A 25,208-nucleotide genomic window follows, 5' to 3' on the forward strand; every position below is an offset into this window, starting at 1 on the left:
GAAAGATACGGAAAAGGCCCCGGAGCGATCCGGGGCCTTTTTTGTTGCGTCCTTAAGGGCTTCGCGCCTCTTGAAAGACCCCGGGCGCTATCCCAGCTTTAGAAGGCGGGACCGGGCCCCTCTGGCGAGTGATGCAAGCACTCGTGATGTCGGACCGCATCGGGTGTTCTCGATGTCTGGGTCCGGCCGCCACCGCCCCTCCCCCAAAGGCGCCGCCTGTCATCGAGGACACCCGTTCCATCCCTTGGACCGGAGGTTTCTGTATGCCCCTTCTGATGTGCCCCAACTGCGACGGCGCCATGCAGGCCGTGCAGCGCGCCAGCGTCGAGTTCGACATGTGCCCGCGTTGCCGCGGCGTCTGGCTGGACCGGGGCGAGCTTGAAAAGCTGATGTCCCTGGAGCGCGAGGAGACGCAAGCTATCTATAATGAGCCTCGTCCCTATACGCGCCCCGATCACCACCACGATCACCACAAGCACGACCATGGGCGCTACCGCGACAATGACGACGATCGCTATCGCCGCCCGGGCCAGCACGGCCACAAGAAGAAGCGCTTCGACCTGTTCGACATCTTCGACTGACGACACCGATAAACCAATGAACCACTTCAAGACCTATCTGCTACTGGCGGGCCTTACCGCGCTGTTCATGGCCGCGGGCTATCCGATCGGCGGTCCACGGGAATGCTGATCGCCCTGGCCTTCGCCGTGGCGCTGAACGCCTTCTCGTACTGGAACGCCGACAAGATCGTGCTGCGGACCTATGGCGCGCAGGTGGTGGATGAGAGCCATCCGGAGCCGCTGATCCGCAACTACGTGATCGACGTGGTGGAGATGGCCGCCAAGGCCGGTCTCCCTCGTCCGCGCGTGACGGTGATCCAGAGCGATCAGCCCAACGCCTTCGCCACCGGCCGCGATCCGGCTCACGCCGCCGTCGCCGCGACGACGGGTCTGCTATCTCTGCTGACCCGCGACGAGATCCGCGGCGTGATGGCCCACGAACTGGCCCACGTGAAGAACCGCGACACCCTGACCATGACCGTGACGGCGACCATCGCCGGCGCGATCTCGGCCCTGGCCAATTTCGCGTTCTTCTTCGGCGGCTCGCGGGACGAGGAGCGGCCGGGCGGCGTGATCGGTGCGATCGCCATCGCCATCCTGGCTCCGATCGCCGCCATGCTGGTGCAGATGGCCATCAGCCGGGCCCGCGAATACGAGGCCGACCGCATCGGCGCGTCGATTGGCGGCGACCCGGCGGCCCTGGCCCGCGCGCTGGAGAAGATCGAGGCCTATGCCCGCGGCGGCTATGTGAACTACGAGGCCGAGCGCAATCCGGCGACGGCCCACATGTTCATCATCAACCCGCTGAACGGGAAGGGCGCCGACAACCTGTTCTCGACCCACCCGGCGACCCGCAACCGCGTCGAGGCCTTGATGCGGCTGGGCGTCGGTCAGGGGGCGGCGGCGCGGCGTCCAGTGTCGGTCCACACCCTGGTTCCGCCCAGCGATGGGCGAAACGCCGGTCCCTGGGGCTAAGGTGCGATCGGCAGCTGCCGGCTATACTCCCACGCCCAAGGCGTTCCCAGGTCGCCCAGCACCATCTTGGCCAGGGTCGGGTAGAGGCGTTGTCCCACGCCGCTGTTGCTCAGCAGCACGACGCAACGCTTGCCTTTCTCGACGCAGCCCAGGTGGTTGTCGGTGATGTCGTTGTGGCCGCCCTTGAAGAAGGCGTGGCCTTGCGGGCCGTCATAGACCACCACGCCGATGCCGGCGGCCAAGCCGATCTTGGCGTTGGCGGGACTGTCCTTGATCAGGAACGGCGGAAACTGACTTTCGCTGACGATCGGGAAGCTCGCCTTGTCCAACTCGGCGCGGGTCTTGGCCGACAGACCCCAGCCCGACACCAGGGCCGCCGCCAGCTTGGCCATGTCGCTGATCGTGGTGTCCAGGGACCCTGCCGCCTTGACGCTGGAGCGGTCGTCATGCTCCTCCCACTTGCCGTCTTCGTGCATGCCGTCGGCCAGGTTGGCCTTGAAATCGTCGCGCCAGATCATGCTGGAGCGGGTCATGCCCAAGGGTTGGAAGATCCGACGGTTCATCTCGTCGCCCACCTTCAGACCCAGGCTTTCCTCGATGACGAACTGTGCGAGATTGACGCCTTCGTTGGAATAGGCGTAGCGCGCGCCCGGCTCCAGATTGAACCGGAACTTGTTCTCCGGGTCGTAGAACCGCTGGTCCGCCAAGCCCGAGCTGTGGGTCAGAAGACGGCGGAGGGTGATCGTCTTCCAACGCTCGTCGACCCCGAGATCGGCATATTTCGGATAGGCGGGCAGCGGTTTGGGCAGGTACTCGGCGATGGACTTGTCCAGGTCGATCTTGCCGTCGTCGACCAGCATCAGGACGTAGTAGGCGAAGGTCAGTTTGGTGAGCGACGCCGCATACATGATCGTATCGGTGGTCAGCGGATCGCCCTTTTCGTTGCGCACGCCCCGGGCGACCACATGGCGGACCTTGCCGCCGTCGATCACGGCCACGGCGACGCCGGGTATCTTGCCGGCGACCATTAGCCGATCGATCTCGGCGTCAAATTTCTGGTAGTCCTGAGCGGCATGCGCCGCGGGCGCCGCAAAAGCGCTGGCCAGCGACGCGGCCAGGAAGGCTGAACGAAAACGCACGATACGCTCCGACTGTCTGAAGACCGAAGCCCCGCGGGCTTCGGGGCTGGTCAGGTCGCCAGCGCTGGGCGATCTTCACCTCAAGTCGGGCGGTTCGTACAGAGGTCGATGAGCGTCGTTCTTTCGCGTAGAGGTTTTGTGCTCGCCGGAACAGCCCTAACGCTGGCCGGTTGCGCGACGACGCCCGCGCTGCTGGCCGCCGCGCCGGGCGAGATCTTTCCGGAGTTGGAGCCGCTGCTGGCGGCGAAGACCGGTCCGCGCGTCCTGACGATCCGCGTCGCCTCGAAGGGGTGCACGGCCAAGGCCGATTTCGTGTTCCGCGTCGATCGCAAGGCCGGCCACGCCGTGGTGGCCTTCGCGCGGCGGCGGCTGGAGACCTGCAGGGGGCCGACGGGCGCGGCGGAGCTTCGGTTCAGCTATGACGAACTGGGCCTGACTCACGCCGACCGCATCGTCATCGCTAATCCGGTTCCCTGAGGAGGGCGCGCGTGTTCGACTTTATCCGCAAGGGGTTTGGCAATCTCGCCGAGGACATCGCCCGCCAGTCGCGCGAGTGGAAGATCCGGTGCACCAAGTGTGGCCACCAGAAATCGCTCACCTCGGTGGGCGGCATTAGATACGGCGCGGCCGGGACCAAATACACGTTGGGTACGTGCTCGAAGTGCAACGGCTTCCGGATCCTGAAAATCTATCGTTCCGCCACGCCACAGGCCTGAGACTCACCCCTTCGGCGTGAAGCGTTCGATCATCCAGGGCAGGACGCGCGCGGGGCGCTTGGCGGCGATGTCGATCAGCACCCAGTCAGTGCGGCTCTGGGCGCACATCTCGCCGTCCGGGCCGTCGATGCGGACATAGCGCTCGAACCGCGGGCCCTTCAGTTCGCCGACCCAGGTATAGCCCGTGGCGATCTCGCCCGGCAGCAGCTCGCGGCGATAGTCGATCTCGTGGCGGCGCGCGATCCAGCTCCAGGGCGCGCGCTGTTCTTCGCTGGTCCAGGCTTCCCAATGGGCGATGGCCAGGTCCTGAGCCCAGGCCAGATAGACCACGTTGTTGACGTGGCCGTTGGCGTCAATGTCAGACGCCTTGGGCTCGAAGGTCAGACAATAGGCGTCCGCAGGCGGGACGAAGACCCGACTCACGCGGCGATGAGGCCCTGCTCGGTCAGGAAGGTCTTCAACTCGCCCGACTGGAACATCTCGCGGATGATGTCGCTGCCGCCGACGAACTCGCCCTTCACATAGAGCTGCGGGATGGTCGGCCAGTCGGTGAAGGTCTTGATCCCCTGGCGCAGGTCGTCGTCCTGCAGGACGTCGACGCCGATGAACTCGACACCCAGGTGATCGAGGATCTGGACCACGACCGACGAGAAGCCGCAGCGCGGCTGGTCCGGCACGCCCTTCATGAACACCACGACCGGATTTTCGGCCACGGTCTTGGCGATGAAGTCGAGGGCGGGGGAGGAGGCGACGTCGGTCATCGGGATTGTCCTGGAACGCAAGGCTTTCAGCTAGGCGCCGCCAGGCTCCGGGTCAAGTGCGCCTTGTTTATCAAGTACGATTGGCCGCCTTCTCGCGTTCCTGCGCCGAGAAGCGAGCCATCTCGATCTGGGCGCAGACGCCGTTGGGCAAGTCGCGCTCGACCACGGCCGCCAGACGCTCGACGTCGGCGCGAGTATCAGCGGTGATGCGCACGGTCGACAGCGACGGCTCGGTCAGGGCGTAGCCCAGGCAGATGTCCTCGCCGCTCCAGCCCTGCGTCGCGTGCAGGAACTCGTAGCCGCCGATATCCGCCAGAGGATCGGATCGGCGCCGCCACAGGGACGGTTTCGGAGCGGCCATCTCGCCGCCCTCGCGAAGGGCCTGGGGCCAGAAGTCCTCGCCGATCACCGCGAAGTCGTGCGTCGAGGCGTGGCGGATGCGGTGGCGCTCGGCCCAGCCGGACGACAGGTTGAACGGCGAGGAGATGGTCGTGACCATCCCGTTCTTCAGCAGATGCGGATCGATGTCGCCGCGACTGGCTATGCCCAGGCCATGGATCGCGTGGCTGTCGTACAGCGAGCGCAGGCCGGCCTCGAAGGCGGGCGGCAGGGCCGGGGTCAGCGGGTCGTTGATCAGCACGAGATCGAGATAGTCGAGCGAAAGATCGTCGAACGCCGACTTCAGCAGACCGTCGACCGCCTGATGGTTGAGGGGCGCCGCGTCGCCGCGCACCCGCCAGGTCAGGAACAGCAGCCGCCGCTCGACACTGGCGAAGGCCTCGGCCGCGCCCTTCAGCAACTCCGGCGAGTCGCCTTCGACCTGGAAGCTGTTGATGCCGTTTTCCAGCGCTGTGAAGATCAGGGCGCGCCATTCGCTGGCCCGCAGGCGCGAACTGTCGGCCAGGCGCAGCGTGAGCGCCGAGACCGCCATGCCCGAGGCGCCAAAGGGCCGGTAGCGCACGCGCTTCTCCTATTCCGCTGGCGCTGCGGTTTCGAGAGCCAGGGCGTGCAGCGTCCCGCCCAGCACGTCGGCCAGGGCCTTGTTCACCAGCTGGTGCTGGCGCACGCGCGGCAGGCCCCTGAAGGCCGGCGAGACGATGCGGGCCTTCCAGTGGTCGTTGTCGCCGGCCAAGTCGGTCAGCACGATCTCGGAATCGGGGAAGGCCGTAGTAAGGCGGGCCTCAAGCTCGGCGCGGGACATGGGCACTGGGAAGGCTCCGGTCTCTGAAGGGCTTATGTGGCCGGGATTCCTTAACAACGAGCCTACGCTGACAGCGTTGGTCACGGCGGTCCACGGCGATATGGGCGAGATTTAATTGAATTCGCCACTTCGCGCACGGCATGTAGGCGACATGATCCGTTTTTCCGCGCTGATCGCCGCCGCGATCCTCTCCGCCGCCGCGCCGGCCCTGGCCGCTCCTGGCGACAGGGCCATCGAAGATATCCGCATCCTGTCGGCCGACGATATGCAGGGCCGCGCGCCCGGCACGCCGGGTTCGGAAAAGGCGCGGAGCTACATCGTGTCGCGCTTCGCGCGGATCGGCCTCTCGCCGATCGGCGACACGTTCGAGCAACCCTTCGAGTTCGCCAAGCGCGACGGGACCAAGCTGCGGGGCGTCAACCTGGTGGCCCGCATCAAGGGGACCAGGCCAGGCAAGGCGATGGTCGTCTCGGCCCACTACGATCATCTGGGCGTCCGCAACGGCGAAATCTACAATGGCGCCGATGACAACGCCTCGGGCGTGGCGGGTCTGCTGGCCGTGGCCGAGGCGTTCAAGGCCAAGCGGCCCAAACACGACGTGATCTTCGCGGTGGTCGACGCCGAGGAGAGCGGCCTGCGCGGCGCCAAGGCCTTCGCCGCCGCCCCGCCGGTTCCACTGGAAAGCATCGCACTCGATGTCAATTTCGACATGCTGAGCAAGAACGCCAAGAACGAGCTTTATGTCTCGGGCGCTTCGCCGTTCCCGTTCCTGAAGCCGATCCTGGTCAAGGTCGCCGCCACAGCGAAGGTGACGCTGAAGCTGGGTCACGACACCGACGCCGACGGCAAGGAAAACAACTGGGCCACTCAGTCCGACCACTACGCCTTCGGCGAGAAGGGCGTGCCGTGGGTCTATTTCGGGGTCGAGGACCATCCCGAATATCATAGGCCCACGGATGATTTCGCGACCGTGCCTCAGGACTTCTTCAAGCGTTCGGTGGCGACCGTCGTCCAGGCCAGCCTGGCGCTCGAAAAGGACCTCGACGGCGTGGCCAAGGCTTCTGGGCGCTAAACCTCGGGTTTGATTTGGATTTCCGCGCGACGAATTGTCGCCGCGGCTGGCTAAGCCACGCAATCTCTCCTTATTCTGGAGAGGTCCAACGTGAATCAGTCAGCAGCGGGAGCGCGCGATCAACCTGGGCGTCTTGAAAGATCGGATCTTTGGAACCGCGCCTACGGTGGCTCTCATCGTGTGCGCGGTCATGGCGACGGACTATCTGGTCAACATCGTCCTGTTGAACACGCCGAACGCCTACACGCCGGTCTCGACCCTGCTGATCGCGCTGGTGGTGGCCGCGCCGCTCTCCTACTGGCTGACAAGCCAGCGCCAGAGGTTGGAACGGTTGCGCGACGACCTCTCCGCCAGTCTCGACGCCAAGCAGGAGGCGATCGAGGAGGCCGACCGTCGCCGGGTCGAGGCTGAGGAGGCCGAACGCCTCTATCGCCTGCTGAGCGACAACCTGACCGACCATGTGGCCCTGTGGTCGCCGAAGGGCGAGCGCGTCTATAGCTCGCCCAGCATCCAGCGGATCACCGGCTACACGCTGGACGAGTTCATGGCCTTGCCGCCCCAGGCCATGGTCAGCGAGGCCGACTTCGCGCGAGTCCAGAAGCTGATCCGCGGCCTGACGCCCGGCGGCCCGCCCGCCACCGCCGACTACGAGTGCACGCGCAAGGACGGAACATTGATCTGGCTGGAGAGCGCCTATTCTCTGCTGGGCGACGGCTCGGGGATCCTGCTGGTCACCTCGCGCGATATCACCGAGCGCAAGCAGCTGGAGTTGGATATCGCCAAGGCGCTGGAGCTGGCCGAGACGGCGTCGGCGGCCAAGTCCGATTTCCTGGCCAACATGACCCACGAGCTGCGCACGCCGCTGACCGCCATCATCGGTTTCGCCGAGGTGCTGCGCCGCTCGCGCGGTTTGAGCCAGACCGCCGCGCGTCAGGTCGGCCACATCCTCGACGCCAGCAATACCCTGCTGAGCGTCGTCAACGACGTGCTGGACTTCTCGCGGCTGGAGGCCGGCGGGCTGGAGCTGGACCCGGCGCCGTTCGATCCCGCCGCCATGGCCTCGTCCTGCGCGGCGCTTGTCGAGGAGCGGGCGGTCGCCAAGGGCCTGGTCATCAAGGTCAAGGCCAGCAAGGGCCTCAGGCCCATGAACCTGGACGGGCCGCGCCTGTCGCAAGTGCTGCTGAATTTCCTGTCCAACGCCGTGAAGTTCACGGCCCACGGCTCGATCACGGTGGCGCTTAGCCAGAAGGTCGAGGGCGACGCGGCGCTGTTGCGTGGCGCGGTGACCGACACCGGCATCGGAATCGCGCCCGAGCACCTGGACAACATCTTCGACCGTTTCTCGCAGGCCGACGCGGCTGTCTCGCGCCGGTTCGGGGGCACGGGCCTGGGCCTGGCCATCTCGCGCCGCATCGTCGAGCGCATGGAGGGCCAGATCGGCGTCGACAGCGTCGAAGGGCGGGGTTCGACCTTCTGGTTCGAGGTGCGTGGGCCGCTGGCCGAACTGGCCGCGCCGGAGGAGGAGGCCGCGCCGCTGCTGGACGGCGAGGGCGGCGTGCGCCTGTTGCTGGTCGAGGACAACGCCGTCAACCGTGAACTGATCAAGACCATGCTGGAGCCGTTCGGCGTGGACGTGGAGACCGCCAATGACGGCGTCGCCGGCGTCGAGGCCATGCGCCAGGGCCACTTCGACCTGGTGTTGATGGACGTGCAGATGCCGGTCATGGACGGCCTGACCGCCACCCGCGAGATCCGGGCCATGGAGGGCGCGCGCGGCGCGGCCACCCCCATCGTGGCCATGACCGCCAACGTCCTACCCGAACAGATCGCCAACTGCCTGGCGGCCGGCATGGACGATCACCTGGGCAAGCCGATCAATCCAACGAAGCTGCTGGAGACGGTGGCGCGGTGGTCGGGCGGACGCACGCGGCTTGACCAGACCTTTCAACCCGGCGCGGAAAAGCGTGGAGCCAGTGAGCCTTCCGGGATGCGGGACAGCGGAGACGTTCAGTCGACGCAGATCGCCCCGGTCGACTTGCCGTTCACGACCTTGGCGTAGCAGCCGAACTGGCGATTGGTCTTCTGGCACTGGCCGGTGACGTCGCTCGCGGGTTCCAGGTTGCCCTCGAGGATGCACGCGCCCTCGCACTGGCTCTTGTCGGTGCAGGCCTTGCCAGCGTCGGCATAGGGCACGACGCAGGTCGGGATCTGGGCCTTGCCGACCGGCTGGATCGCACCGCCCCTGGCCGAGCACTGGGCGGCCAGGGTCTGGGCGGACGGAGCGGCCGGTTCGGCGGCCTGTTGAGCGCTGGGAGCCGCGCAGGCGCTCAGCGTCAGGGCGGCGATGGCGGCGGTCAGGGCGAGAATACGCATGGTTCTGGAGCCTTCGGCTAGGCCTTGGGGGCGTTCATGTAGCCCGGCAGCCAGGATTCGTGGGCCGTGCGCAGGGCGTCGAGCGAGACGCTGAAAAGGTCCGTCGACGCGAAGTCGTTCCCACCGGCGACGCCGGCGACATGGGCGTGGACGCCAGCTTCCTTGGCCGCTTCCAGCACCGCGTCCGGGTCCGGCGTGGCGATCAGGTAGCGGGCCTGGTCCTCGCCCAAGAGGTACGGGTGCGCATTGGTCGTGCTGGTGGCGTTCAGGGTGACGCCGACCTTGCTGGCCAGGGCGATGTCGGCCGCGGCGATCAGCAGGCCGCCGTCCGACAGGTCGTGGACGCCCGCGACGAGGCCCGAGCTGATCAGGCCGCGCACGAAGTCGCCGTTCTTGCGCTCGACAGCCAGATCGACCGGCGGCGGGGCGCCGTCCTCGCGGCCCAGAATCTCGCGCAGATAGATCGAGGCGCCCAGTTCGCCGCGGGTCTCGCCGATCAGCACCAGCGCATCCCCCTCGGCGACGCCGGAGAAATCGGTGCGCAGGTCGTAGTCTTCCAGCAGGCCCACGGCGCCAACGGTCGGGGTCGGCGGAATGGCGACGCCGTTGGTCTCGTTGTAGAGGCTGACATTCCCGCTCACGACCGGGAAGTCCAGCGCGCGGCAGGCCTCGGCCATGCCGTCGGTGGCGCGGACGATCTGGCCCATGGTCTCGGGCTTTTCGGGGCTGCCGAAGTTGAGGTTGTCGGTGATGGCGATCGGCAGGGCGCCGGCGGCCGTCAGGTTGCGCCAGGCCTCGGCGACGGCCTGCTTGCCGCCCTCGTAGGGGTCGGCCTGGACGTAGCGCGGGGTGCAGTCGCTGGTGACTGCGATGGCCTTGCCCGTTCCGTGGATGCGCACGATGCCGGCGTCGCAGCCTGTAGCGCTGTCTTCCAGGGTGTCGGCCATCACGTGGCGGTCGTACTGCTCCCAAAGCCAGCGCTTGGAGGCCATGTCGGGGCAGCCGACGATCTTCAGGACCGCTTCGTTCCAGTCGGTCGGAGCCGGAATGGTCGCGGGGTCGAGGCGGGCATCCAGCTTGGGCTGCACCCACGGGCGGTCATACAGCGGCGCGTCGTCGAACAGCGGGGCCAGCGGCACGTCGCAGACCGTCTCGCCATGATGCTTGAGCACGAGGCGGCCCGTATCGGTGGTGTGGCCGATGACGGCGGCGTCCAGGCCCCACTTCTCGAAGATGGCGTGGCCGTCCTGCTCGCGACCGGGCTTCAGGACCGCCAGCATGCGCTCCTGGCTTTCTGACAGCATCATCTCGTAGGCCGACATGCCGGTCTCGCGCTGCGGGACCATGTCCATGTTCAGCTCGATGCCGACGCCGCCCTTGCCCGCCATCTCGACCGACGAGGAAGTCAGGCCCGCGGCGCCCATGTCCTGGATGGCGGCGACCGCGCCGGTGGCCATCAGTTCCAGGGTGGCCTCGATCAGCAGCTTCTCGGCGAAGGGGTCGCCGACTTGCACGGTGGGGCGCTTTTCCTCGGAATCCTCGGTGAACTCGGTCGAAGACATGGTCGCGCCGTGAATGCCGTCACGGCCGGTCTTGGAGCCGAAATAGACGACCGCTAAGCCAGGGCCCGGCGCGGCAGAGTAGAAGATGCTGTCGGCCTTGGCCAAGCCCACGCACATCGCGTTGACCAGGATGTTGCCGTTGTAACCTTTGTGGAAGTTGGTCTCGCCCGCGACAGTGGGCACGCCCACGCAGTTGCCGTAGCCGGCGATGCCCGCGACCACGCCGTCGACGAGGCGCTTGGTCTTTGGGTGCTCCGGATCGCCGAAGCGCAGGGCGTTCAGCAGAGCGATCGGCCGCGCGCCCATCGTGAAGACGTCGCGCATGATGCCGCCCACGCCCGTCGCCGCGCCCTGATAGGGCTCGATGTAGGACGGGTGGTTGTGGCTCTCCATCTTGAAGATGATCGCGTCGCCATCGCCGATATCGATGACGCCGGCGTTCTCGCCCGGACCGCAGATCACGCGGGGACCGTCGATCGGGAACTTCTTCAACTGGTTCTTCGAGGACTTGTACGAGCAGTGCTCGGACCACATCACCGAGAAGACGCCCAGCTCGACCAGGTTGGGCTCTCGCCCCAGGCGCTTGAGGACAACGTCATATTCGGCGGGTTTCAGGCCGAACTCGGCGGCCAATTCGGCCATGGGCTTTTGGGGCGTGCTCATGGGCGCGCCTTCTAACCCGCTCGTTCAGATTCCGCCACAGCCTGTCGCGTTTCTTGCCGGCCGACCGCCGCGGCTACATCGACCTGATCAGCCGCTCCGTCAGGGCGCCGCCCTCGCCGAGCCAATGATCGATCACCACGCCGCCCTTCTCGACCGAACCCATGCGCAGCGACACGCCGATGACCACGGCACCAAACAGGGCCAGCAGGATCAGGGTCAGGTTCAGCAGGGGATGCACGTTGGAACGCTTGCGGCGCTTGGCCCAGACGGGGACGCCGCTGACATAGGTCTCGGGGAACCGAACTTCGGGGTCGGCCATGGTGTTTGACTCTGCGCGTCTTCGGAAGGCTCCGCCGACGCCTCCCCATTCAGTGTTGGGGCGACGTTGGGCGATGCGAAACGAGGGTTCCAGTCCTCTCCCCCGGCAAGTGCGAATTAACCTTGAATCTCACGCTGGAGGCGAAAGCTTTGCCTTGAAGGACGCGACCGGCGGGAAGAACGTTTCGGTCGCCGGCAATCAAGGCAGCGCGACGGAGATTTCTGGCAAAGCTGTTTAGATTCCGAAGCTTAGCCTGAATTAAGGCGACTCGACCGTAGGAACGTCGCGAAGTCCGAGCTCGTTCTATCTCCGTGCGTCACGAGCGCGCTGTGTAGAAGGAGTAAGCCCGATGGCTGACAACAACCGCAATCCGCCGCAGCAGCAGAACGACCAGCAACGCCGAACGCCCGGCCAGCAACAGCAGCAGGGCCAGCCCAGGCAAGACGGGGCGAGGGAAGACGGCGTCAGGCAGGACGAGCAGGGCCGCAACCCCGGCGGTCAGGCCAACCCGCAGGATGAGAACGTCAGGCGCGGCGACCGCTGACCTGATTGATCCTCTCCGTAGAAGGAAGGCCGGCGGCGACCCCGCCGGCCTTTCTCTGTCTTATTTCACGTCCACCACCGGCAGTTCGATGAAGCTGGCGTCCGCGCCGCTGTGGAACACCCGCTGCGTCGCCTTCACATAGTCGGCCGGCTTGGCGAAGAAGATGTTCGGCACGAAGGTCTGCGGGTTGCGGTCGTAGAGCGGGAACCAACTGGACTGGATCTGCACCATGATCCGGTGGCCGGGCTTGAACACATGGTTGGTGATCGGCAGGCCGAACCGATAGGGCAGGGGCTTGTCCGGCGTGATGGCCTTGGGATCGCTGTAGCTTTCGCGATATCGGCCGCGGAAGATGTCCATCGATACGGCTAGTTGGTAGCCTCCCATGTCCGGCTGGGCCGGGACCATGTCCGGATACACGTCGATCAGCTTCACGACCCAGTCGCTGTCCGTGCCGCTGGTCGAGGCGATCAGATTAACCAGAGGCTCGCCGGAGATCTGCACGGGAGCTGTCAGTACATCGGTGGTGAAGGTCAGGACGTCGGTTCGGCCCGAGCTCTCGCGCTGGTCGTCGACCAGCCATTGGGTCCAGGTGAACGGCGGATCGTATCCGACCGGCTGGCTGGGCCGCGCGCGGTTCGGCACGGGCTTGGCGGGGTCGGAGACATATTCGTCGTAGGCTGTCCCGCCTACGGCGGGCGGTGAGAACGACAGCTTGCCGCCAGCCTGCAGGTACAGCGCCTTGGGCTTGGCCGCGCAGGTCTCGCAGGAGAGCGGCCACGAGGCCAGCTTGCGCCAGGTGTTGGTCCCGGTTTCGAAGGCGTTGACGGTGGCGATATCGGCGGCTGGCGCGTCGTCCTTCAGGTAACGCGCCAGGAACGGGGCCAGGATGTCATGGCGGAACTGCTTGGCGGTGTCGGCATCCCACTTGATCGCGCCCAGGGTCGAGCCGTCCTCGATCTGCTGGCCGTGGAACCAAGGACCCATGGCCAGGAAGACCTTGTCGCCCGCCGTGTCGAGCGGCTTCAGCGCCTTGTAGACCGCCGGGGCGCCATAGATGTCCTCCTGATCCCACAGGCCGTGGACCAGCATGACCGGAACCTTCAGCGGCTGCTTGGCCAGGACCTTGTCCATGGCCTGCTCCTGCCAGAAGGCGTCGTAGGCGGGGTGCTCGACGATCTTGCGCCAGAAGCCGAGCTGGTCGAGGCCGCGCTGGCGCGCCAACTCGCCCGCCGACCCGGCGCGCAGATAGAGGTCGTAGTCGTCGTGGGTGTTGGACCACCACTTGGCGCTGTTGTCGCGCGTGGCCTGCTGTTCCCAGATGTAGGGCAGGTTCTGCTGGCGGAAGGCGCCGTGGTGGAACCAGTCGTCGCCCATCCAGCCGTCGACCATCGGGTTCATCGGCACGGAGACCTTCAGGGCCGGGTGCGGATTGACCAGCGCCATCAGCGGCAGGAAGCCGTCGTACGAGATGCCCAGGATCCCGACCTTGCCGTTGGTCTCGGCGATGTTCTTCACCAGCCAGTCGATGGTGTCGTAGGTGTCGGTGGCGTGATCGACCTTGGTCGGGTTCAGCGGCCCCTGCAGGGGCCGGTTCATCACGTAGTCGCCTTCCGACCCATACTTGCCGCGCACATCCTGGACGACGCGGATATAGCCGCCCTCGACGATGACGTCGGCGGCGTTGTCGTAGCCTTGCAGGACGGCGGACAGCGTGCCGCTGGCGGCGTGGCTGGTCAGCTCCGTGGCGTTGTAGGGCGTGCGGGTCAGCAGGATCGGCGCGCGCTTGGCGCCCTTGGGGACCAGGATGACGGTGTGCAGCTTCACGCCGTCGCGCATCGGGATCATCACGTCCCTGCGTTCGAAGTCGAAACCCTCGGTCGACTCGATCAGCTTGGCGGGCGTCTCGTTATAGGCGCTCGGCTTGGGCGCCTTCTGCGCGTGAACAGCGCTCGTCATCAGCAACGCCGCGAGGCCCGCGGCGCCCAGTGTCTTTACGATGGTCATGATGGTCCCCTTCCCAGCCGGACGTTGGCGCGTCCGGCTGGGGTTGGCAACCAGCGGGACCGCTACTTGGCGTCCACCACTGGCAGTTCGATGAAGCTGGCGTCAGCGCCGCTGTGGAACACCCTCTGGGTGGCCTTCACATAGTCGGCCGGCTTGGCGAAGAAGATGTTCGGCACGAAGGTCTGCGGGTTGCGGTCGTAGAGCGGGAACCAGCTGGACTGGACCTGCACCATGATCCGGTGGCCCGGCTGGAAGGTATAGTTCGCCGTCGGCAGGATGAACTGGTACTTCAGCGGGGTGTTCGGCTTGATCGCCTTGGGATCGCTGAAGCTCTCGCGATATCGGCCGCGGAAGATGTCCATGCCCACGGCCAGCTGGTAGCCGCCCAGTTCCGGCTGGCTGGGAACCTCGTCCGGATAGACGTCGATCAGCTTGACCACCCAGTCGCTGTCCGTCCCGCTGGTCGAGGCGACCAGATTGACCTTGGGCACGCCGGCGATCTTCAACGGCTCCTTCAGCGGTTCGGAGGTGTAGGTCAGGACGTCCGGGCGGCCGTCGACGCCGCGCTGATCGGTGACCAGCCACTGAGTCCAGCGGCTGCGGTCGCCGAACTGCATCGGGCGCGGGATGTAAGGCACGGGCTTGGCGGGATCGGAGACGTACTCGTCATAGGCCCCCGCGCCCTTGGCCGCCGCCGGGGCCTCGAAGCCCAGGCCGCCCTTGGCTTCCAGATAGAGGTTCTTGGTCTTTCCTTGCGGCCACGATGCGTAGCGGTTCCACTTGTTCTGGCCGGGATCGTAGATCAGCACCGGCGGGGTGTCGGCCTTGGCGGCGCCCTTCAGGTGCTGGTCGAAGAAGGGCTTCAGCACGTCGCGGCGGAACTGCAGGGCGGTGTCGCCATCCCACTTGAACGGGCCCAGGTTGAAGGCGTCGTAGTTCACCTGGCTGTGCCGCCATGGGCCCAGCACCAGGTAGTTCATGTCGTTGTTCTTGTCCTTGGACTCCAGCGCCGGGTACGAGTGCACCGCGCCCCACATGTCCTCCTGGTCCCAAAGGCCCTGGATCCACATGGTCGGCACCTTCAGCGGCGTCTTCTCCATGGTCTTGTCGAGGGCCTGCTCGCTCCAGAAGCTGTCATAGGCCGGGTGCTCGCTGATCTTCTTCCAGAAGGGCAGGGCGTCCAGGCCGTGGTTCTTGGCGTAGTCGCCGGCCGAACCCTCGTTCAGGAAGTTGGAATAGTCGTCATAGCCCTGGCGCTGCACGCCCTCGCCGGCGCCGCGCACGGTTGTCTGGCCGGTGAAGTAGTCGAAGTTCGGCTGGCGGAAGGCGCCGTGGTGGAACCAGTCGTCGCCCATCCAGCCATCGACCATCGGGCTCATCGGCGCGGCGGCCTTTAGCGCCGGGTGCGGATTGACCAGCGCCATGACGACGGTGAAGCCCTCGTACGAGGACCCCAACATGCCGACATTGCCGTTGGTCTCCGGCACGTTCTTCACCAGCCAGTCGATGGTGTCGTAGGCGTCGGTGGAGTGGTCGACCTCGGACGAATTCAGCGGGCCCTTCAGGGGGCGCGTCATCACGTAGTCGCCTTCCGAGCCGTACTTGCCGCGAATGTCCTGGAACACGCGGATATAGCCGCCGTCGGCCACGAAAACCTCGTCGCCTTGAGCCAGGGCCGCGACCATCTTCGAGCTGTCGTTCCGTGCGGCGCGCTTGGCGGCGTTGTAGGGCGTGCGGGTCAGCAGGATAGGCAGATTCTTGCCGCCCTTGGGGATCACGATGACGGTGTAGAGCTTGGTCCCGTCTCGCATCGGGACCATCACGACGCGCTTTTCGTAGTCGTAGTTGATCTTGGCGGCGACGTACTTGCCGGCGATGTCCGGCGCGAGCGGCGGCGTCTGGGCGTGGGCGGTCGCGCCGAACGCGGCGATGGCCACGGCGGCCAGCAGGCCGGCGCGCAGGGTGGAGACGAGAACTCATGGTTGGCCCTCCTGAAGAGGCGGGCACCTTAGGCCTGGGACTTTGGGGCTGCTACACTGTAACAGCGGTCTTCAGCCCACTTTTTGCTCCGCGGGCGGAAGGCGAGCTCAGGCGCTCTGGAAGATGCTGCGGAACAGCACCGCGCCGTCTTCCGAGCCCAAGTCCGGATCGAATGCGCGGTCCGGATGGGGCATCAGGCCAAGCACGTTGCCGCCCTTGTTGACGATGCCGGCGATGTCGCGGGCCGAGCCGTTCGGGTTCTGCTTGTAGCGGAACACCACCTGGCCCTCGCCCTCGATCCGGTCGAGGGTTTCCTCGTCGGCGAAGTAGTTGCCCTCGCCGTTGCCGACGGTCATGACCGCCTCGCGCTGCTCGCCGTAACCGGCGGTGAAGCGGGTCTGGCCGTTGACGATATCGAGGTCGACGGCCTTGCAGACGTACTTCAGGCCGGCGTTGCGCAGCAGAGCGCCGGGCAGCAGGCCGACCTCGGTCAGGACCTGGAAGCCGTTGCAGATGCCGACGACCGCCACGCCCTTGTCGGCGGCTGCGACCACTTCCTTCATGACCGGGCTCTGCGCCGCCATGGCGCCGCAGCGCAGGTAGTCGCCGTACGAGAAGCCACCGGGCAGGACGATCAGGTCCAGGTCGTCCGGCAGCGCCGTCTCCTGGTGCCAGACCATCTCGACGCGGGCGCCGGCGGAGCGCTCGATGGCGACCTTGCAGTCGCGGTCACAGTTCGAACCGGGGAATACGACGACGGCGGCTTTCATGGCGCGGGCCTGTAGCACCGTTCGGCCGGGATGTCAGTCCCGCGCGGCGGGAAAGTCATGCGCACTCGTCGAGCTCGGGCTCGACCGTCTCGCCCGTAGGCGGCGGGAAGGGCGACTTGAAGGTGAAGGCGGCCGGCGTCGGGCCGTGGGCCTCGAGCAGGGCGAGCTTCTCCAAGGCCTCTTCGACCGTCGGCGTGTGGTCGGCGGGGACCCACCAGAGGGCCATGTAGAGATCCATAGACTCGAACCACTCGCGGCGGCGGCGCATGATTTCGATGTGGACGCTTCGGTAGACGAAGGCGCCGAGGGACGGGATATCTTCCCAGACAGACAGATTGGGGATGAACAGCGGATCGTCATCGATCGCCAGATCCGTGGCGTTGTTGCCGTCGCCTTTCAGGCGCCAGACGAAACCCGGCGAGGATTCGGCCAGGGCGTTGATGCGGTCGAGATTGTCGGCGAAGTCCTTGATCATCGGGTGATCGATCGGGGCTCTCAAGCGTCCGACATTGACCTGCGCCAGATGGAACTTCGCGCTCATCGCCGTCTCCCTTTCGTCCGCCCGCCCGCCGAACATTGTGCCGCGAAGCTTCGGGCGGAAGAGGGGCGGTGGAGATTTCCTACAGCTCGATCATGTCGAAGTCGGACTTGGGCGTGCCGCACATCGGACAGATCCAGCCATCGGGGATGTCGGCCCAGCGGGTTCCTGGCGCCAAGCCCTCGTCCGGATCGCCCTGTTCCTCGTCGTAGATGTAGCCGCAGGTGCGGCACTGCCAGACCTTGAAGGGTTCCGCGCTCATCGTCCCGCCCTCAGTGCATCTTGAAGCGGATCGGCACCGACTTCGGGCCGCAGACGAAGTTGGCGACCATGCGGGTGGGCTGGCCGTCCAGTTCGACACTGTCGAGGCGAGCGAACAGTTCTTCCCACAGCACCCGCATCTCCATCCGCGCCAGATGCTGGCCCAGGCAGATATGGGCGCCGTAGCCGAAGGCCACATGCTTGTTGGGCGTGCGATCGACCCGGAACTTGAACGGGTCCTCGAACACCGCCTCGTCGCGGTTGCCGGACGGGTAGGACAGCATCATCCAGTCGCCCTTGGCGATCTTGCGGCCCGCCAGCTCGGCGTCGGCGGTGGCGGTCCGCATGAAGTGCTTCACTGGCGTGACCCAGCGGATCGACTCCTCGATCAGGCCGGGGATCAGCGACGGATCGGCCTTGACCTTGGCGAACTGGTCGGGGTTCTCGGCCAGGGCCCACAGCGCGCCGGCGGTGGTCGAGGAGGTCGTGTCGTGGCCGGCGGTGGCGGCGATGATGTAGTAGCTCATCGCCTCCAGATGTCCCATCGGCTCGCCGTTGATCTTGCCATTGGCGATGATGCTGGCCAGGTCGTCGCGCGGCTTGGCCCGGCGGTCCTCGGTCATGGCGTTGAAGTACATCATGAAATCCATGACGACGGATTGCAGGCTGTCGATGCCCTCGTTGACGTCGGTGACCGACTTGCCGGACCGGTTCAGGTCCGGGTCAGCGTTGCCGAACAGCTCCTGGGTCAGCTTCAACATCCGGGGCTCGTCGCTTTCCGGGACGCCCAGCACCTCCATGATCACGTGCAGGGGATAGAGGAAGGCCACGTCGCGGGCGAAGTCGCAGCGGTCGCCGTGCTCGGCCATGCGGTCGATGAAGCCCCGGGCGATCTCGCGGATCCGCGCTTCCAGCGCCCGCAGGTTCTGCGGCAGCAGCGAACCCTGGGTGACCTTGCGGTAGGCGAAGTGGTCGGGGTTATCCATCTGGACCAGCGAGCGGACCAGGTGGGGCGAGCCGCCCATCATCTCGCGGACCTTCTTGTCGGCCTCGATCGTGGTCACCACGGTGGCGCGGTCGCCGTTGTGGAACAGCTCGTTCTGGCGTTCGACCTCGAGAATGTCGGCATGGCGGGTCACCACCCAGAACGGATCGAAGCCGTCGGGCTGGGCCACCTCCAGCGGCGCTTCGCGGCGCAGCTGGGCGAAAGCCTGGTCGACGCGATCGCCGTCGGCATAGGCCTTCGGGTCGACGATGGTGTTGGCGATGTCGGTCGAGATCGTCATGGCGGCTCCTCGTTCCTCCCGGCGGCCTAGGGGCCGTCCTTCTTATTTGCTTGTTGTCCAACAAATAACTATGTTCCGCAAGATGACGACAACCCTTAAGGCGCCCGCCGCGCGCCGAACCCAGCTCGATCGCCGCCAGCAATCTGAGAGCGAGCTCCTGCGGGCGGCGGCCGAGCTGATCGCCGAGCGCGGCGTGGCGGCGGCCACCTTCGAGAGCATCGGCCAGCGCGCTGGCTACAGCCGGGGGCTGGTCACCCAGAGGTTCGGTTCGAAGCAGGGGCTGATCGAGGCGCTGATCGCGCGGCTGGGGGCGCGGGTTCGAGGCGCTGCTGGACGCCCGCCAGCTGGACACCCTTGACGGCCTGGAGGCCGTGCTGGGCTTCGTCGACGTCTTCCTGCGCAACCTGACGCGCGACGGCGAGATGCGGGCCTATTTCACGCTGATGGCCGGGGCGGTGTCCGACGTCTCGGACCTGCGCGCGCCGTTCGCGGCCGCGCACAGGGACGTCGAGACCCGCCTGGAGGCGTTGGTCCTGCGGGGGCAGCGCGAGGGCGTGATCCGCGCCGGGCTGAACGCCGACGCGGTCGCGTTGATGGTGGGGTCTTTGCTGCTGGGGCTCTCGACCCAGTTATTGGTCGATCCCGGCATGGACCTGGAGCCCATCCGGGAGACCAGCCTGGCGGCGCTGAGGGCCAGCTTCAGCGCCTAGATCGCGCTCTAGAATGAGACATTTAGAGCCCTTTTGAACGCTTTGGATGACTCCATCTAAAGCGAAAGGGCTCTAGGCGATGTCGATGCGGTAGCTTTCGATGACCATGTTGGCCAACAGCTTTTCGCACATGGTCTTGACCTCGGCCTTGGCGGCTTCGGCGTCCGCGGCGTCGAGGTCGAACTCGATGACGCGACCGACGCGGGCGTCCTTCACCGACGGCCAGCCCAGGCCATGCAGGGCGTTCTCGACGGCCTTGCCCTGAACGTCGAGCACGCCGGGCTTCAGGAACACGTGGACGGTGGCTTTCACTGACAGATTCTCCCCGCGCGGCGCTCCGGGCCGCGCTGCTTCCAGATGAAGGGTTAGTGCACGCCGCCTTGGATGACGGTTGGCATTTCCTTCATGATCCCCAGGCGGCGGGCCACCTCGGTATAGCTCTCGATGACATTGCCCAGGTCGCGACGGAAGCGGTCCTTGTCCAGCTTCTCGTTGGTGACGGTGTCCCACAGGCGGCAGCTGTCGGGGCTGATCTCGTCGGCCAGGATGATCCGCGAGAAGTCGCCCTCGTAGATGCGGCCGAACTCGATCTTGAAGTCCACCAGCGTGATGCCGACCGCGCTGAACAGGCCCGACAGGTAGTCGTTCACCCGCAGAGCGGTGGCCATCATGTCGTCGATCTCCTGGGTCGCGGCCCAGTTGAACGCGGTGATATGCTCCTCGGAGACCATCGGGTCGCCCAGCTTGTCGTCCTTGTAGTAGAATTCGATGATCGAACGGGGCAGGGGCTGACCCTCGGTCAGGCCCAGGCGTGTGGCGATCGAGCCGGCGGCGATGTTGCGCACCACGACCTCGAGCGGGACGATCTCGACTTCCTTGATCAGCTGCTCGCGCAGGTTCAGGCGGCGGATGAAGTGGTTCTGGACGCCGATCGAGTTCAGGCGAGTCATGATGTACTCGCTGATCCGATTGTTGATGACGCCCTTGCCTTCCAGGATGGCCTTCTTCTGGGCGTTGAAGGCCGTCGCGTCGTCCTTGAAGTACTGGATCAGGGTGCCGGGCTCGGGGCCCTCGTAGAGGATCTTGGCCTTGCCTTCGTAGATCTTCTTGCGACGGGTCGTCATGGCTCTCGTCGAGGCCCTTCTGTAAGCGCGCGCCGCTCCTCAAGTCCGGAATCTTCCGGAGAAACGAAAAGCGCGCGCGGCGGATAGCTGCGCGCGGCGTTCGACTCAAGGCCGCTCACTGGAAAATGTCGCGCGGAACCTACCTGAATCAGCGCAGCCGCGCAAACGAAGGACAACTTTCGGCCGGTGTTTTGGGCTAGGTTATGATTGGAAACGTCATCTGCGGCTTATCCGCCGATTGCGGCGGAGACCGTCGCAGGATATGCAGCCGGCGTAAGAGCGTGATAGTCGAAAGTGGACGCCGGTTTCGGCGACCATCATGCTCTAAACGTTTGGAATTAGAGCCTATCGCGCCAGATACTTTTATTTGGCCGCGACGGGGTCTCGGCGACTTTGGGGCCTTCATGACCACCTTCGACGAACGCGAACAGGGTTTCGAACGCAAGTTCGCGCACGACCAGGAAATCGAGTTCAAGGCGGCCGCGCGCCGTAACCGCCTGCTGGGCGAATGGGCGGCTGGTCTCATGGGCCTGGCCACCGTCGAGGAATACGCGCGCGCCGTGGTGAAGTCCGACTTCGAACAGCCGGGCGACGAGGACGTGCTGCGGAAGGTCTTCGAGGACCTCAAGGGCTCGGGCGTCGCCGCCTCCGAGGGCGAGGTCCGCATGAAGATGGACGAACTGCTGGCCGTCGCGCGCGAGCAGATCAAGGCCGGCGAATAAGCCTCAAGCCTTGATGATCTGAACGAGGCCGCCCCTAGGGGCGGCCTTTTTCATGGTCAGTGGCTCTCGTAGGCCGCCTTGCCGCCGTTGATGGCGAAGGCCTCCTCGGGCGACAGCACCAGCTTCTTGCGGCCGACGGCGGCGAAGTAGGCGATTCCCACCGCGAACCAGATCGCCACCCCGATGACACCGGTCCGATAGACCGGATCCTTGAGCTGGTAGAAGATCGTGACCAGCGAGATGATGACTGTCACGCCGGCCCCGGCCACGCCGAACACGCTCTTGTAGGGCCGTTCCAGGTTCGGGAGCTTCCGGCGCAGCAGGATGTAGGACGCGCCCTGGGCGACATAGGACAGCATGGCCCCGAAGACGGCCATGTTCAGCAGGGTTCCGCCGATCACCGCCGCGCCCTTCTCAGCGCCGAGGGCGAACCAGACGACCAGCATCACCGCCAGGCCGGCCAGCGAGCCGGTGATCAGGGCCACGTCCGGGGTCTTGCGCACGCCATGGGTCACCGACAGGGCGCGCGGGAAATAGCCAGCCCGCGACAGCGAATAGATCTGCCGGCCATAGGCGAAGATGATCGCGTGGAAGCTGGCCACCAGGCCCGCCACCGCGATCGCCGAGAGGAGCTTGGCCAGCGAGCCGCCGTAGATCGCCCGGAAGCCGTCCAGGATCGGTTCGCCCGACTTGGAGAGAGCGAAGGTCCCGGCGGGGATCGCGCTGTTCAGCCACAGCACCAGCAGGGCCGAGACGATCAGGGTCAGCATGCCCAGGATGATCCCCTTGGGCAGGTCGCGCTGCGGCGTGTGCGATTCCTCGGCGGCCAGCGGCAGTTGCTCGATGGCCAGGAACAGCCAGACCGCGAACGGCAGCTGGGCCAGGGCGCCGCCGATCCCGGCCGGCAGGAAGGGGCCGTGGCCGTCCTTCAGCTCGGTCCCGCCGGGGCCGACGTTCAGGGCGTACCTGCCGAAGTCGGCGTGAGGGAAGGCGCTGACCCAGAACACGACGAGACAGGCCAGGGCCAGCAGGGTGATGAACACCGTGAAGCGGAACGACATCGCCACCCCGCCGGCGTTGAGGCCGACGAACACGACATAGGCCCCGATCCAGTAGAGCGGTTGGACCCAGGCCGGCGTCTCGAAGATCCCGCCCAGATAGCTGCCGATGAAGAAGCAGACCACGGCCGCGGTCAGCACATATTCCACATTCTCGCACAGGCCGGTGATGAAGCCGCCCCAGGGACCCATGGCCGAGCGCGCGAACGAATAGGCGCCGCCGGTGTGGGGCTGGGCCGCCGCCATCTCGGCGATCGAGAAGGTCAGGCCCAGATACATGACGGTGATGATCAGGGTGGCGACAAGCATGCCGCCCCAGCCGCCGACGCCCATCCCCAGGTTCCAGCCGGAGAACTGGCCCGAGATCACGGCGCCGACGCCCAGCGCCCACAGCGAGAACACGCCCGCGTAGCGCTTGAGGCCGCGCTTTTCGAAATAGCCGTCGTCGACGGTCTCGTAGCTGACGCCGCCGCCCGGTCCTGGTTCGCTCATGACCCGTCCCTCCATGATCTTGGACGTCGAGGGTGCGCCCCGCGTCCGTCCGCGGACGAGTCCTGGAGGATCTGTCGGTCGCCCGACCCCGATCGCCGTTTACTATTTCATCACGGCGAACGCGGTTCGTCCAAATCGCGGGCGATCGCCGGTTGCGCGATGGCTTCAGGCAGACCCTCGATGTCGCTCTCTTCCTTCAGCGACACGCCGGTGGCCGACAGGCGCAAGGCCTCGCGCATCAGCCAGGCCAGCTTGAAGGCGGCCCTATCATAGGAAAGCCCCTCGGCGCGGATGTTGGAGACGCAGTTGCGTTCGGCGTCGGTGCGCCCGACGCGCGGCTGGAAGGTCAGGTAGGCCCCGAGGCTGTCGGGCGAGGACAGGCCCGGCCGTTCGCCGACCAGCAGCAACACGAGCCGCGCGCCGAGCAGCTCGCCGACCTCGTCTCCGAGGGCCACGCGGGCCTGACTGGCGACGGTGATGGGCGCGAGGCTCCAGCCTTCGGTTCTGGCGTAGGGCAGCAGGGCGGCGATCAGCGGCGCGGCGTGGGCGTGGACGGCCGTGCTCGAAAGGCCGTCGGCCACGACGATCGCCAGGTCGGCCGGACCGCGCGCCGCAGCCAGGGCGATGCGGCTGGCGTCGGAAAGGCGGCGGCCCAGGTCCGGCCGGCGCAAATAGGTCGCACGGTCGGGCGCGGCGCTGTCGACGCGCAGCGTGGGGACGCCCAGCGCCTCGATCCCGGCGGCGACCTGCTCGGCCGCGAACGGCGTGTGGACCGCGTCGCGGGCCTGGGCGTGGGCCAGCGAGAAGGCCAACACCTCGCGGGTCGGCAGGCTGGACCCGGAGCGACCAATGGCGATGCGGGCCGGGGTGCGCGCGCGCAAGGCGCACCAGGGATCGGGCGGAACCAGCCGGCTCATGCGCTGGCCAGCAACGGATGGCCGGCCCGTGGCGAGGCCAGGCGACCGTCGGGCTCGGTGATCCTCAGCCGCTCCAGCCAGGCCTCGAACTCGGGCGCGCGCTTCAGGCCCAGCAGCTCACGGACATAGAGCGCATCGTGGAACGAGGTGGATTGGTAGTTCAGCATCACGTCGTCCGCCCCCGGCACGCCCATGACGAAGGTGACGCCCGCCGCGGCCAACAGGGTCAGCAGGGTGTCCATATCGTCCTGATCGGCCTCGGCGTGGTTGGTGTAGCAGACGTCCACCCCCAGCGGCGCGCCCAGGAGCTTGCCGCAGAAGTGGTCCTCAAGCCCGGCGCGGATGATCTGCTTGCCGTCATACAGGTACTCGGGGCCGATGAAGCCGACGACGGAATTGACCAGCAGCGGCTCGAACGCGCGCGCAACGCCGTAGGCCCTGGCTTCGAGCGTCTGCTGGTCGACGCCGTGATGGGCCCCCGCCGACAGGGCCGAGCCCTGGCCGGTTTCGAAATACATGACGTTGTCGCCGACCGTGCCGCGCTTGAGCGAGCGACCGGCGTCCAGCCCTTCCTTGAGCAGGGCCAGGGTGACGCCGAAGCTGGCGTTGGCCGCCTCGGTTCCGGCGATCGACTGGAAGACCAGATCCACCGGCGCGCCGCGCTCGACCAGGTCCACGGCGCTGGTCACGTGGGTCAGGACGCACGACTGGGTGGGGATCTCGAAACGTTGGATCAGGTCGTCCATCAGCCGCAGGAGGTCGCCCAGCACCGACAGGTTGTCGCTGGCCGGATTGATGCCGATCACGGCGTCGCCGCACCCGTACAGCAACCCATCCAGGATCGAGGCGGTGACTCCGGTCGGATCATCGGTCGGGTGGTTGGGCTGCAGCCGCACCGCCATGGTCCCTGGCAGGCCGATCGTATTGCGGAACTTCGTGACGACCCTGCATTTGCTGGCGGCCAGGATCAGGTCCTGGTTGCGCATGATCTTGCTGACCGCGGCGGCCATCTCGGGGATCAAGCCCGGCGCGAGGCGGGCGAGGGCGGCTTGTGTCGCGGCTTCCGAAAGCAGCCAGTCGCGGAACTCGCCCACCGTCAGGGATGACACGGGCGAGAAGGCCGCCGGGTCATGGCTATCCAGGATCAGACGGGTGACCTCGTCGATCTCGTAGGGGATCAGGGCCTCGGACAGGAAGGCCTTCAGGGGGACGTCCGCCAGAGCCTGCTTGGCGGCGACGTTCTGCTGGGCGCTGGTCGCGGCGATCCCGGCCAGGGCGTCGCCCGAGCGCGGCGGAGAAGCCTTGGCCAGCAGATCGGCCAGGCCGTCGAACCGCCATGTTGTCGCGCCGATGGTCGAGGCGAAAGTCATGTTCTCTCCGAGGTCGCAGAGAGGGTGCGCCGAGAAAGGCGGAGCCGCAAACACGAAGCGGGGCGCCGATGCGACGCCCCCGCCCATG

Annotated in this window: 24 protein-coding genes and 4 pseudogenes; 9 read left to right on the forward strand and 19 right to left on the reverse strand. The window is 66.4% G+C overall.

Features of this window, described 5'->3' with window-relative positions; all coding sequences use genetic code 11:
- Nucleotides 1-263: 263 nt before the first annotated feature.
- Both ACHMW8_RS14865 and htpX read left to right on the forward strand, forming a co-directional pair.
- On the forward strand, nt 264-581 hold the full coding sequence (locus ACHMW8_RS14865; RefSeq protein WP_395442968.1) for a zf-TFIIB domain-containing protein: 318 nt from the start codon (nt 264-266) through the stop codon (nt 579-581).
- A 16-nt stretch (nt 582-597) separates the two neighbouring features.
- Nucleotides 598-1,535: pseudogene (gene htpX, locus ACHMW8_RS14870) on the forward strand (zinc metalloprotease HtpX).
- On the opposite strand, the gene ACHMW8_RS14875 reads toward htpX, so the two are convergent.
- Entirely contained in the window at nt 1,532-2,674 is a 1,143-nt protein-coding gene (locus ACHMW8_RS14875) for a serine hydrolase domain-containing protein (RefSeq protein WP_395442969.1), read from the reverse strand. The pseudogene htpX and the gene ACHMW8_RS14875 sit on opposite strands and share 4 nt — an antisense overlap.
- A gap of 138 nt (nt 2,675-2,812) precedes the next feature.
- On the opposite strand from ACHMW8_RS14875, the gene ACHMW8_RS14880 reads away from it, so the two are divergent.
- Both ACHMW8_RS14880 and ACHMW8_RS14885 read left to right on the forward strand, forming a co-directional pair.
- Nucleotides 2,813-3,151: a hypothetical protein gene (locus ACHMW8_RS14880; RefSeq protein ID WP_233586470.1), complete on the forward strand. Its 339-nt coding sequence runs from the start codon at nt 2,813-2,815 to the stop codon at nt 3,149-3,151.
- 11 nt (nt 3,152-3,162) lie between these two features.
- On the forward strand, nt 3,163-3,390 hold the full coding sequence (locus ACHMW8_RS14885; protein WP_395442970.1) for a hypothetical protein: 228 nt from the start codon (nt 3,163-3,165) through the stop codon (nt 3,388-3,390).
- Between the two features lie 3 nt (nt 3,391-3,393).
- On the opposite strand, the gene ACHMW8_RS14890 is transcribed toward ACHMW8_RS14885, so the two are convergent.
- The 4 genes from ACHMW8_RS14890 to ACHMW8_RS14905 form a co-directional block, all read right to left on the reverse strand.
- On the reverse strand, nt 3,394-3,813 hold the full coding sequence (locus ACHMW8_RS14890; RefSeq protein ID WP_125156297.1) for a thioesterase family protein: 420 nt from the start codon (nt 3,811-3,813) through the stop codon (nt 3,394-3,396).
- Nucleotides 3,810-4,151 carry a Grx4 family monothiol glutaredoxin gene (gene grxD / locus ACHMW8_RS14895; RefSeq protein ID WP_395442971.1) on the reverse strand — a complete coding sequence of 114 codons (342 nt, stop codon included), beginning with the start codon at nt 4,149-4,151 and terminating at the stop codon, nt 3,810-3,812. The genes ACHMW8_RS14890 and grxD overlap by 4 nt, the downstream gene beginning before the upstream one ends.
- A gap of 70 nt (nt 4,152-4,221) precedes the next feature.
- The gene (locus ACHMW8_RS14900; protein ID WP_395442972.1) at nt 4,222-5,112 is read right to left on the reverse strand and encodes a hypothetical protein; all 891 of its coding nucleotides are present in this window, start codon (nt 5,110-5,112) and stop codon (nt 4,222-4,224) included.
- Between the two features lie 9 nt (nt 5,113-5,121).
- Nucleotides 5,122-5,358: a BolA/IbaG family iron-sulfur metabolism protein gene (locus tag ACHMW8_RS14905; protein ID WP_395442973.1), complete on the reverse strand. Its 237-nt coding sequence runs from the start codon at nt 5,356-5,358 to the stop codon at nt 5,122-5,124.
- Between the two features lie 145 nt (nt 5,359-5,503).
- On the opposite strand from ACHMW8_RS14905, the gene ACHMW8_RS14910 reads away from it, so the two are divergent.
- Together ACHMW8_RS14910 and ACHMW8_RS14915 are read left to right on the forward strand one after the other, a co-directional pair.
- A complete protein-coding gene (locus tag ACHMW8_RS14910) occupies nt 5,504-6,424 on the forward strand; it encodes a M20/M25/M40 family metallo-hydrolase (RefSeq protein ID WP_395442974.1) in 921 nt (306 codons plus the stop codon).
- Nucleotides 6,425-6,542: 118 nt separating this feature from the next.
- Nucleotides 6,543-8,342, forward strand: a pseudogene (locus ACHMW8_RS14915) (ATP-binding protein); the annotation flags it as partial.
- A gap of 89 nt (nt 8,343-8,431) precedes the next feature.
- On the opposite strand, the gene ACHMW8_RS14920 reads toward ACHMW8_RS14915, so the two are convergent.
- From ACHMW8_RS14920 to ACHMW8_RS14930, 3 genes and pseudogenes are all read right to left on the reverse strand, one after another.
- Nucleotides 8,432-8,797 carry a hypothetical protein gene (locus ACHMW8_RS14920; protein ID WP_395442975.1) on the reverse strand — a complete coding sequence of 122 codons (366 nt, stop codon included), beginning with the start codon at nt 8,795-8,797 and terminating at the stop codon, nt 8,432-8,434.
- Nucleotides 8,798-8,814: 17 nt separating this feature from the next.
- Entirely contained in the window at nt 8,815-11,022 is a 2,208-nt protein-coding gene (purL, locus tag ACHMW8_RS14925; protein ID WP_395442976.1) for a phosphoribosylformylglycinamidine synthase subunit PurL, read from the reverse strand.
- Between the two features lie 118 nt (nt 11,023-11,140).
- Nucleotides 11,141-11,341, reverse strand: a pseudogene (locus ACHMW8_RS14930) (hypothetical protein); the annotation flags it as partial.
- A gap of 349 nt (nt 11,342-11,690) precedes the next feature.
- On the opposite strand from ACHMW8_RS14930, the gene ACHMW8_RS14935 reads away from it, so the two are divergent.
- On the forward strand, nt 11,691-11,885 hold the full coding sequence (locus ACHMW8_RS14935; RefSeq protein WP_125156304.1) for a hypothetical protein: 195 nt from the start codon (nt 11,691-11,693) through the stop codon (nt 11,883-11,885).
- A 60-nt stretch (nt 11,886-11,945) separates the two neighbouring features.
- On the opposite strand, the gene ACHMW8_RS14940 is transcribed toward ACHMW8_RS14935, so the two are convergent.
- The 6 genes from ACHMW8_RS14940 to ACHMW8_RS14965 all read right to left on the reverse strand — a co-directional run bounded on the left by ACHMW8_RS14940 (nt 11,946) and on the right by ACHMW8_RS14965 (nt 18,727).
- Nucleotides 11,946-13,892, reverse strand: coding sequence for a CocE/NonD family hydrolase (locus ACHMW8_RS14940; RefSeq protein WP_395442977.1), 1,947 nt, complete (start codon nt 13,890-13,892; stop codon nt 11,946-11,948).
- A 62-nt stretch (nt 13,893-13,954) separates the two neighbouring features.
- The gene (locus tag ACHMW8_RS14945) at nt 13,955-15,829 is read right to left on the reverse strand and encodes a CocE/NonD family hydrolase (protein WP_395442978.1); all 1,875 of its coding nucleotides are present in this window, start codon (nt 15,827-15,829) and stop codon (nt 13,955-13,957) included.
- A gap of 150 nt (nt 15,830-15,979) precedes the next feature.
- Complete coding sequence (gene purQ / locus ACHMW8_RS14950; RefSeq protein ID WP_125156307.1) at nt 15,980-16,642, reverse strand: phosphoribosylformylglycinamidine synthase subunit PurQ; 663 nt, start codon at nt 16,640-16,642, stop codon at nt 15,980-15,982.
- 55 nt (nt 16,643-16,697) lie between these two features.
- Nucleotides 16,698-17,183 carry a DUF3291 domain-containing protein gene (locus ACHMW8_RS14955; RefSeq protein ID WP_395442979.1) on the reverse strand — a complete coding sequence of 162 codons (486 nt, stop codon included), beginning with the start codon at nt 17,181-17,183 and terminating at the stop codon, nt 16,698-16,700.
- Nucleotides 17,184-17,262: 79 nt separating this feature from the next.
- Nucleotides 17,263-17,442 carry a rubredoxin gene (locus tag ACHMW8_RS14960; RefSeq protein WP_125156309.1) on the reverse strand — a complete coding sequence of 60 codons (180 nt, stop codon included), beginning with the start codon at nt 17,440-17,442 and terminating at the stop codon, nt 17,263-17,265.
- A gap of 10 nt (nt 17,443-17,452) precedes the next feature.
- On the reverse strand, nt 17,453-18,727 hold the full coding sequence (locus ACHMW8_RS14965; RefSeq protein WP_395442980.1) for a cytochrome P450: 1,275 nt from the start codon (nt 18,725-18,727) through the stop codon (nt 17,453-17,455).
- An 82-nt stretch (nt 18,728-18,809) separates the two neighbouring features.
- On the opposite strand from ACHMW8_RS14965, the pseudogene ACHMW8_RS14970 reads away from it, so the two are divergent.
- Nucleotides 18,810-19,437, forward strand: a pseudogene (locus tag ACHMW8_RS14970) (TetR/AcrR family transcriptional regulator).
- 72 nt (nt 19,438-19,509) lie between these two features.
- On the opposite strand, the gene purS reads toward ACHMW8_RS14970, so the two are convergent.
- Both purS and purC read right to left on the reverse strand, forming a co-directional pair.
- The gene (purS, locus tag ACHMW8_RS14975) at nt 19,510-19,749 is read right to left on the reverse strand and encodes a phosphoribosylformylglycinamidine synthase subunit PurS (RefSeq protein ID WP_395442981.1); all 240 of its coding nucleotides are present in this window, start codon (nt 19,747-19,749) and stop codon (nt 19,510-19,512) included.
- A 53-nt stretch (nt 19,750-19,802) separates the two neighbouring features.
- Nucleotides 19,803-20,561 carry a phosphoribosylaminoimidazolesuccinocarboxamide synthase gene (purC, locus tag ACHMW8_RS14980; RefSeq protein ID WP_125156313.1) on the reverse strand — a complete coding sequence of 253 codons (759 nt, stop codon included), beginning with the start codon at nt 20,559-20,561 and terminating at the stop codon, nt 19,803-19,805.
- Nucleotides 20,562-20,965: 404 nt separating this feature from the next.
- Here purC and ACHMW8_RS14985 point away from each other — a divergent pair, with 404 nt between their 5' ends.
- On the forward strand, nt 20,966-21,283 hold the full coding sequence (locus ACHMW8_RS14985) for a DUF1476 domain-containing protein (protein WP_125156314.1): 318 nt from the start codon (nt 20,966-20,968) through the stop codon (nt 21,281-21,283).
- Between the two features lie 56 nt (nt 21,284-21,339).
- Here ACHMW8_RS14985 and ACHMW8_RS14990 read toward each other — a convergent pair whose 3' ends face one another.
- The 3 genes from ACHMW8_RS14990 to ACHMW8_RS15000 all read right to left on the reverse strand — a co-directional run bounded on the left by ACHMW8_RS14990 (nt 21,340) and on the right by ACHMW8_RS15000 (nt 25,120).
- The gene (locus tag ACHMW8_RS14990; protein WP_125156315.1) at nt 21,340-22,833 is read right to left on the reverse strand and encodes an amino acid permease; all 1,494 of its coding nucleotides are present in this window, start codon (nt 22,831-22,833) and stop codon (nt 21,340-21,342) included.
- 110 nt (nt 22,834-22,943) lie between these two features.
- Complete coding sequence (eutC, locus tag ACHMW8_RS14995) at nt 22,944-23,750, reverse strand: ethanolamine ammonia-lyase subunit EutC (protein ID WP_395442982.1); 807 nt, start codon at nt 23,748-23,750, stop codon at nt 22,944-22,946.
- Complete coding sequence (locus tag ACHMW8_RS15000) at nt 23,747-25,120, reverse strand: ethanolamine ammonia-lyase subunit EutB (protein ID WP_395442983.1); 1,374 nt, start codon at nt 25,118-25,120, stop codon at nt 23,747-23,749. Before ACHMW8_RS15000 ends, eutC begins: the two co-directional genes overlap by 4 nt.
- Nucleotides 25,121-25,208 lie beyond the last annotated feature (88 nt).

The organism is Caulobacter sp. UC70_42 (genome assembly GCF_044056025.1).
GTDB lineage: Bacteria > Pseudomonadota > Alphaproteobacteria > Caulobacterales > Caulobacteraceae > Caulobacter.

What these genes read in the sequence shown, in the direction of transcription:
- purQ (WP_125156307.1), bottom strand. Translation starts at nt 16,642, where the DNA reads ATGAAAGCCGCCGTCGTCGTATTCCCCGGTTCGAACTGTGACCGCGAC.
- ACHMW8_RS15000 (WP_395442983.1), bottom strand. Translation starts at nt 25,120, where the DNA reads ATGACTTTCGCCTCGACCATCGGCGCGACAACATGGCGGTTCGACGGC.
- ACHMW8_RS14985 (WP_125156314.1), top strand. Translation starts at nt 20,966, where the DNA reads ATGACCACCTTCGACGAACGCGAACAGGGTTTCGAACGCAAGTTCGCG.
- ACHMW8_RS14965 (WP_395442980.1), bottom strand. Translation starts at nt 18,727, where the DNA reads ATGACGATCTCGACCGACATCGCCAACACCATCGTCGACCCGAAGGCC.
- ACHMW8_RS14865 (WP_395442968.1), top strand. Translation starts at nt 264, where the DNA reads ATGCCCCTTCTGATGTGCCCCAACTGCGACGGCGCCATGCAGGCCGTG.
- purC (WP_125156313.1), bottom strand. Translation starts at nt 20,561, where the DNA reads ATGACGACCCGTCGCAAGAAGATCTACGAAGGCAAGGCCAAGATCCTC.
- eutC (WP_395442982.1), bottom strand. Translation starts at nt 23,750, where the DNA reads ATGAGCCGGCTGGTTCCGCCCGATCCCTGGTGCGCCTTGCGCGCGCGC.
- ACHMW8_RS14910 (WP_395442974.1), top strand. Translation starts at nt 5,504, where the DNA reads ATGATCCGTTTTTCCGCGCTGATCGCCGCCGCGATCCTCTCCGCCGCC.
- purL (WP_395442976.1), bottom strand. Translation starts at nt 11,022, where the DNA reads ATGAGCACGCCCCAAAAGCCCATGGCCGAATTGGCCGCCGAGTTCGGC.
- ACHMW8_RS14960 (WP_125156309.1), bottom strand. Translation starts at nt 17,442, where the DNA reads ATGAGCGCGGAACCCTTCAAGGTCTGGCAGTGCCGCACCTGCGGCTAC.
- grxD (WP_395442971.1), bottom strand. Translation starts at nt 4,151, where the DNA reads ATGACCGACGTCGCCTCCTCCCCCGCCCTCGACTTCATCGCCAAGACC.
- ACHMW8_RS14940 (WP_395442977.1), bottom strand. Translation starts at nt 13,892, where the DNA reads ATGACCATCGTAAAGACACTGGGCGCCGCGGGCCTCGCGGCGTTGCTG.
- ACHMW8_RS14955 (WP_395442979.1), bottom strand. Translation starts at nt 17,183, where the DNA reads ATGAGCGCGAAGTTCCATCTGGCGCAGGTCAATGTCGGACGCTTGAGA.
- ACHMW8_RS14990 (WP_125156315.1), bottom strand. Translation starts at nt 22,833, where the DNA reads ATGAGCGAACCAGGACCGGGCGGCGGCGTCAGCTACGAGACCGTCGAC.
- ACHMW8_RS14920 (WP_395442975.1), bottom strand. Translation starts at nt 8,797, where the DNA reads ATGCGTATTCTCGCCCTGACCGCCGCCATCGCCGCCCTGACGCTGAGC.
- ACHMW8_RS14935 (WP_125156304.1), top strand. Translation starts at nt 11,691, where the DNA reads ATGGCTGACAACAACCGCAATCCGCCGCAGCAGCAGAACGACCAGCAA.